The following is a 5,702-nucleotide window of genomic DNA, read 5'->3' as shown; positions in this document are numbered from 1 at the left end:
GTCGCTGCTGCGTGCCGAAAAGGTCCGCGTGTCCAAGAAGGCAACCGAGTGGGTTGACAAACTGCGCCGCCAAGCCGAGACCCCGCTGTTGCTGGCCGTCGATGGCAAGCTGGTCGGGCTGATCAGCCTGCGCGACGAAATCCGCCCCGAGGCAGCCGACGTGCTGAACAAGTTGCGCAACAACGGCATTCAGCGCATCGTTATGCTCACCGGTGATCATCCCGACACCGCCGAGGTGGTCGCCGGCGAACTCGGCATCGACGAATGGCGCGCCGAGGTGCTACCCGAAGACAAACTCCAAGCGGTCCGCCAACTTCAAGACGAAGGCTACGTTGTCGCGATGATCGGCGACGGCGTCAACGACGCGCCCGCGCTGGCAACCGCCGACATCGGCATCGCCATGGGTTTAGCCGGCACCGACGTCGCCGTGGAAACCGCCGACATCGCGCTGGCCAACGACAACCTGCAGCGCCTGCTTGACGTACCCGATCTGGGTGCGCGAGCCGTCGCGGTGATCCGGCAAAACTATGGCATGTCTATCGCCGTCAACTCCGTCGGACTGCTGATGGGCGCCGGAGGAGCGCTCTCGCCGGTGCTGGCCGCCATCCTGCACAACGCGTCCTCGGTCGCGGTGGTCACCAACAGCTCTCGACTGATCCGCTACCGCCTGATGAACGGCCAAACCACCACCCTCAACGGGCACCCGACCACAGCGCCTGCTGCGACCAATGGTCACCAGACCGCAGTAGCGCCCTTGCCCGGCAAGTGATTGCTCATGTCGCCGCTGGGTCGCACAACAGAGGAGCTTCCATGATGCCGGTGACCGCGCTGGCGCTCTACCTCCTCTTCGCCGCACTCGGATTCGGCTGGCGCAGCTGGTCCCAGCACAGGCGCACCGGGTCGACAGGATTTCGCGGCGTCAGTGGGCGTCCCGGCTCGCTGGAATGGTGGGCCGGCGTCGGATTCGTCGGCGCCATCCTCGCCGGTGTGGCCGCCCCGCTGCTGCAACTGGGTGGGATGATCACCCCGATCCCGGTCCTGCACAAACCCGCCGTCCAAGCCATCGGGTTGGTGGCGGCGATCGCAGGACTCGTCGGCACCCTCTACGCCCAACACGGCATGGGTGAATCCTGGCGGATCGGGGTCGACCCCGGCGAAACCACCGCCTTGGTGCGCACGGGCGTGTTCGGCCGGGTCCGCAATCCCATCTTCGCTGCCATGCTCGTCGTCGCCGCCGGTATCGCTTTTATGACGCCCAACCCGCTGGCCCTGGCCGCGTTCGTGGTCCTGCTGGCGGCCATCGAGGTGCAGGTCCGTGTTGTTGAAGAGCCGTACCTGGCCCGTATCCATGGCCACGCCTACATCGATTACCGCGCCAGGGTTGGGCGGTTTGTGCCCGGCATCGGACGCAGCTAGACACCGACACCGACGACGGGGGACAGTTATGACGCCGACCGATGACCACACTGCCCGGTGGAACCGGTACTGGGACAAGAAGTCCCGGACATATGACCGGGAAATGGGGTTCTTTGACCGCCACCTGTTCGGCGATTCACGCGACTGGGCGTGTGGGCAGGCCACCGGCACGGTGCTGGAGGTTGCTGTGGGGACCGGCCTCAACCTCTGCGCCTATCCCGACGACATCACCCTGACCGGGATCGATTGGAGTCAGGCAATGCTCGACATCGCCCGCCGCCGTGCTGATGAGCTGGGCCGTACCGTCAGCCTACAGCGGGCCGACGCGCACCAATTGCCCTTCGACGACAACACCTTCGACACCGTCGTCTGCACCTTCGGGCTTTGCGCCATCCCCGACCACAGCCAAGCACTCACCGAGATGACGCGAGTACTGCGTCTCGGCGGGCGGCTCGTCCTTGTCGATCACATCGAAAGCAGCCGCGCCGCAATACGACTCGTTCAGCACCTCCTCGAGGCGTACACCGTTCCGGTCGGCGGCGAACACTTCCTGCGCCGCCCGCTCAACCACATTCGCGGTGCCGGCATTCTGAGCGTCGAACACGCCCAACGCTTCAAACTCGGACTCGTCGAACGCCTAACCGCCCGCAAACCAGACACAAATTAATCGCCAGCAGGCCGCCGATCGCAAACAGCCATCATGTCCAGCAACACAGCCGATTATGCGTGACCCGCCGCGGAATTCACGAATCCGTCCAATGCATACTGCCGCCACGGATCAACATGCGAGGCCGAGGTCCGATACGAACCATAATTCAGCCGTTGCTGTTATATCAGCGGTGGCTGTACTGTTGGGGCAATGCTGACGTGTGAGGTGCGGGAATCGGCGCTGGCCCGGCTGGGCCGGGCGCTGGCCGACCCGACGCGGTGCCGAATTCTTGTCGCGTTGCTGGATGGCGTTTGCTATCCGGGTCAGTTGGCTTCGCACCTCGGATTGACCCGATCCAATGTGTCCAACCATCTGTCGTGCTTGCGGGGCTGTGGCCTCGTCATCGCTGCGTATGAGGGCCGCCAGGTTCGGTATGCCCTGGCCGATGGTCACCTCGCGCGTGCCCTGGGTGAGTTGGTTCAGGTCGTTCTCGCGGTGGACAGCGACCGGCCTTGCGGTGGTGAGCAAGCCACGTTCGAGGAAGTCCGCGGCGGGGCGCGCTAGTCGATGAGCGGGCTCGCAGACCCGCGACGAGAAAGCAGAACATGAGGAGGATCAGCTGTGGTTGCACATGGACTACTGGCCAAGGCGACCAGGACGGTGTTTACCGGGCTAGTCGGTGTGAGTGCCTACGAGGTGGTGCGCAGGGCGGTGGGAAACGCTCCCGTTCACCGCGCGGCGGTGACCGCGACGGAATGGGGGTTGCGGGGAACCCGGCGCGCCGAGGTGGCGGCCGAGGCCGCTCGGCTGAAAGTCGCCGACGTGGTCGCCGAAGCTCGCGATCGGATCGGTGACGACGCCTCCCTTCCGGTTGACCCCGTAGCCGAGGACTGCTGCAGCTGACATCGCACGCTAGACGCCCCCCGGCGGAGAGGAAAACTTTCCATCCGCGGTAAGCGAGGCGCTCCGGTACACCACTAGAAGGGCTGATGATGCTGACCACCGATGCGCACCCCGATTCCGGTCTCAAGTTAAGCGTTGTGTCTGCAACGGCCCGACGGATGCGGGTGCACGCCAGCGGGTTTCGATTCGACACGATCTGCGCAGTCGCGATCGAGGACGCGGTCGGCATGGTCGCTGGTATCGAAGCCGTGCGGGCCTATCCGCGCACCGCCTCGGTGGTGATTTGGTATGCGCCTGAGCGCTGCGATACTGCCGCCGTCTTGTCGGCGATCGCCGACGCCGCGCACATCCCGAGAACGTCGGTGCCCCCGCGCACCCAGCACTCTGCGGACTGGCGCAAACCCGGTGTGGTGCAACGAGTCGTCGACTGGAGCACGCGGGTGCGGTCGGGTTCGTGCGATGTGGAACAAGGCCGTCCGCCCGGTACGGTCGGCGTTGACTGCTGCGACCACGACAACGAGGACGCGCCGGAGCGGCTCTGGCACGTCGTCAAGCTGCGACGCGCTGCATTGTCCGGAGCGTTGCTGACGGGGTCGGTGATCACCGCATGGATCACTCCAGTGGGGCCGGTCGCTCTGGGTTTTAAAGTCGTCGCGCTGGCGGTAGGGGCCTCGACGTTCGCGCCGTCGGCCGTCAAACGACTTGCGCAGGGCCGCATCGGTGTTGGCACGTTGATGACCATCGCTGCGGCCGGCGCCGTCGGTCTCGGCCAGGTCGGCGAGGCTGCCATGCTGGGGTTCTTGTTCTCCATCAGCGAGGGCTTGGAGGAATACGCGGTGTCGCGTACGCGCCGCGGGTTGCGCGCGCTGCTGTCGCTGGTGCCGGATCAGGCCACGGTGCTGCGCGCGGGCAGCGAAACGGTGGTGGCCGCAGCCGACCTTCGGGTCGGTGATCAGATGATCGTCAAACCGGGTGAACGTCTGGCCACTGACGGCATCATTCGTGACGGGCGCACCGCGTTGGACGTCTCGGCGATCACTGGTGAGTCGGTACCGGTCGAAGCCGGACCCGGTGACGACGTGTTCGCCGGGTCGATCAACGGTTCCGGCGTGCTGCTAGTGCAGGTAGCCGCGACGGCAGAGGACAACTCGCTGGCGCGCATCGTGCACATTGTGGAAGCCGAGCAGGCGCGCAAGGGCGCCAGTCAGCGACTGGCCGACCGCATCGCGCGACCGCTGGTGCCGGGCATCATGATCGCTGGGGCGGCGACCGCCGCGGTGGGTAGCGTCTTCGGTAGCCCGGCGGTCTGGATCGAACGTGCTCTAGTGGTATTGGTGGCCGCCTCTCCGTGCGCGTTGGCCATCGCGGTCCCGGTGTCGGTGGTGGCTTCCATTGGGGCGGCCGCCAGGTTCGGTGTACTCATCAAGGGTGGCGCCGCCCTGGAAGGCCTAGGCACCATCGGCGCAATTGCCCTGGACAAGACCGGAACCCTGACGGCCAATCGGCCCGCGGTCATCGAAATCGCCACCACCGGCGACGCCACTCGCGAAGAGGTGCTGGTGGTGGCAGCCGCGCTGGAAGCCCGCAGCGAGCACCCACTGGCCGCAGCCATTCTCACCGCGACCCAAACACCGGTCGCCGCGGCCAGCGATGTGCAAGCCATCCCCGGTGCCGGACTGACCGGCCGGCTCGACGGCCACGATGTCCGATTGGGACGACCCGGCTGGCTGGATCCAGCCGACCTCGCCGAGCAGGTAATGCGCATGCAACAAGCCGGGGCCACAACGGTTCTCGTCGAACGCGACGGGCGTCAGCTCGGGGCCATCGCCGTGCGCGACGAACTACGCCCGGAAGCCGCCGAGGTCGTTGCCGAACTGCGATCCGGCGACTACCACGTGGCGATGCTCACCGGCGACAACCATGCCACCGCTGCCGCTCTGGCCGCCCAAGCCGGAATTGAGCACGTGTACGCCGAACTGCGTCCTGAGGACAAAGCACACCTGGTCACAGAGCTACGTGCCCAGCGGCGGACCGCGATGGTTGGCGACGGCGTCAACGACGCTCCGGCCCTAGCCGCCGCCGACCTGGGAATCGCTATGGGCGCCATCGGAACCGACGTCGCCATCGAAACCGCCGACGTCGCGTTGATGGGCCAAGACCTGCGCCACCTTCCCCAGGCGTTGAACCATGCCCGTCGTTCCCGGCAGATCATGCTGCAAAACGTTGGGCTATCGCTGGCGATCATCACCGTGCTGATGCCGCTGTCGCTATTCGGGACCCTGGGTCTGGCCGCGGTGGTGTTCGTGCATGAGCTTACCGAGGTCGTCGTCATCGCCAACGGAGTGCGCGCCGGACGCATCAAACCTCTTGCCGGATCACGCAATACACGTGATCGTGGTACGGCTCGACGTAACGGTACGACGAATCTATGGCCAGCCTAGGATCGGCAAGTACTGCCCTGGCGACGGTATCAGGACGCGACGTTGGCCTCGGTCGCCAATTAATTTCCCATGGTGTCGCGGCTCTCCACAGCGTCATCCCCGAAGGGCGCCCGTCTGGACTCGCGGGGCTACCCGTTCGAATGGGGCTACCCCATTAGATCTAAGGCAGCAGACGAGCGCCCTGCAGGAAAGGTAAGCAACAAGTGAGTGGACCAGAGACGCCGGCCGAGCCGGTCGGGCCGCCCCCGATTATGCATCTCTCAGAGTTGCTGCACGCGCCGGTCCTGGCCCGA

The 5,702-nt window shown here is 65.8% G+C and carries 6 protein-coding genes; all 6 read left to right on the top strand.

All coding sequences use genetic code 11. The annotated features are described in order from the left end of the window. A partial coding sequence (locus HMPREF0591_RS25965; protein ID WP_007171715.1) for a heavy metal translocating P-type ATPase occupies nucleotides 1–769 on the top strand: 769 nt, incomplete at its 5' end. A 44-nt stretch (nucleotides 770–813) separates the two neighbouring features. Then, on the top strand, nucleotides 814–1,416 hold the full coding sequence (locus HMPREF0591_RS25960) for a methyltransferase family protein (protein ID WP_040624087.1): 603 nt from the start codon (nucleotides 814–816) through the stop codon (nucleotides 1,414–1,416). Nucleotides 1,417–1,444: 28 nt separating this feature from the next. Further along, nucleotides 1,445–2,083 (top strand): class I SAM-dependent methyltransferase, encoded by a 639-nt coding sequence (locus HMPREF0591_RS25955; protein WP_007171713.1) that lies wholly within the window; start codon nucleotides 1,445–1,447, stop codon nucleotides 2,081–2,083. A gap of 192 nt (nucleotides 2,084–2,275) precedes the next feature. Beyond that, nucleotides 2,276–2,629 carry a Cd(II)/Pb(II)-sensing metalloregulatory transcriptional regulator CmtR gene (gene cmtR / locus HMPREF0591_RS25950; protein WP_007171712.1) on the top strand — a complete coding sequence of 118 codons (354 nt, stop codon included), beginning with the start codon at nucleotides 2,276–2,278 and terminating at the stop codon, nucleotides 2,627–2,629. A gap of 57 nt (nucleotides 2,630–2,686) precedes the next feature. After that, nucleotides 2,687–2,968: a DUF1490 family protein gene (locus HMPREF0591_RS25945; RefSeq protein ID WP_007171711.1), complete on the top strand. Its 282-nt coding sequence runs from the start codon at nucleotides 2,687–2,689 to the stop codon at nucleotides 2,966–2,968. Between the two features lie 86 nt (nucleotides 2,969–3,054). Next, nucleotides 3,055–5,409, top strand: a complete 2,355-nt coding sequence (locus HMPREF0591_RS25940; RefSeq protein ID WP_007171710.1) for a heavy metal translocating P-type ATPase — start codon at nucleotides 3,055–3,057, stop codon at nucleotides 5,407–5,409. Nucleotides 5,410–5,702: the final 293 nt, after the last annotated feature.

This window comes from Mycobacterium parascrofulaceum ATCC BAA-614, assembly GCF_000164135.1.
In the GTDB taxonomy this organism is placed as follows: domain Bacteria; phylum Actinomycetota; class Actinomycetes; order Mycobacteriales; family Mycobacteriaceae; genus Mycobacterium; species Mycobacterium parascrofulaceum.
The sequence above is the reverse complement of the archived record's forward strand: the minus strand, read 5'-3'. Positions and strand labels throughout refer to the sequence as shown.

Excerpts from the sequence above, each read along its gene's own strand:
- cmtR (WP_007171712.1), top strand. The coding sequence starts at position 2,276 with ATGCTGACGTGTGAGGTGCGGGAATCGGCGCTGGCCCGGCTGGGCCGG.
- HMPREF0591_RS25940 (WP_007171710.1), top strand. The coding sequence starts at position 3,055 with ATGATGCTGACCACCGATGCGCACCCCGATTCCGGTCTCAAGTTAAGC.
- HMPREF0591_RS25960 (WP_040624087.1), top strand. The coding sequence starts at position 814 with ATGCCGGTGACCGCGCTGGCGCTCTACCTCCTCTTCGCCGCACTCGGA.
- HMPREF0591_RS25955 (WP_007171713.1), top strand. The coding sequence starts at position 1,445 with ATGACGCCGACCGATGACCACACTGCCCGGTGGAACCGGTACTGGGAC.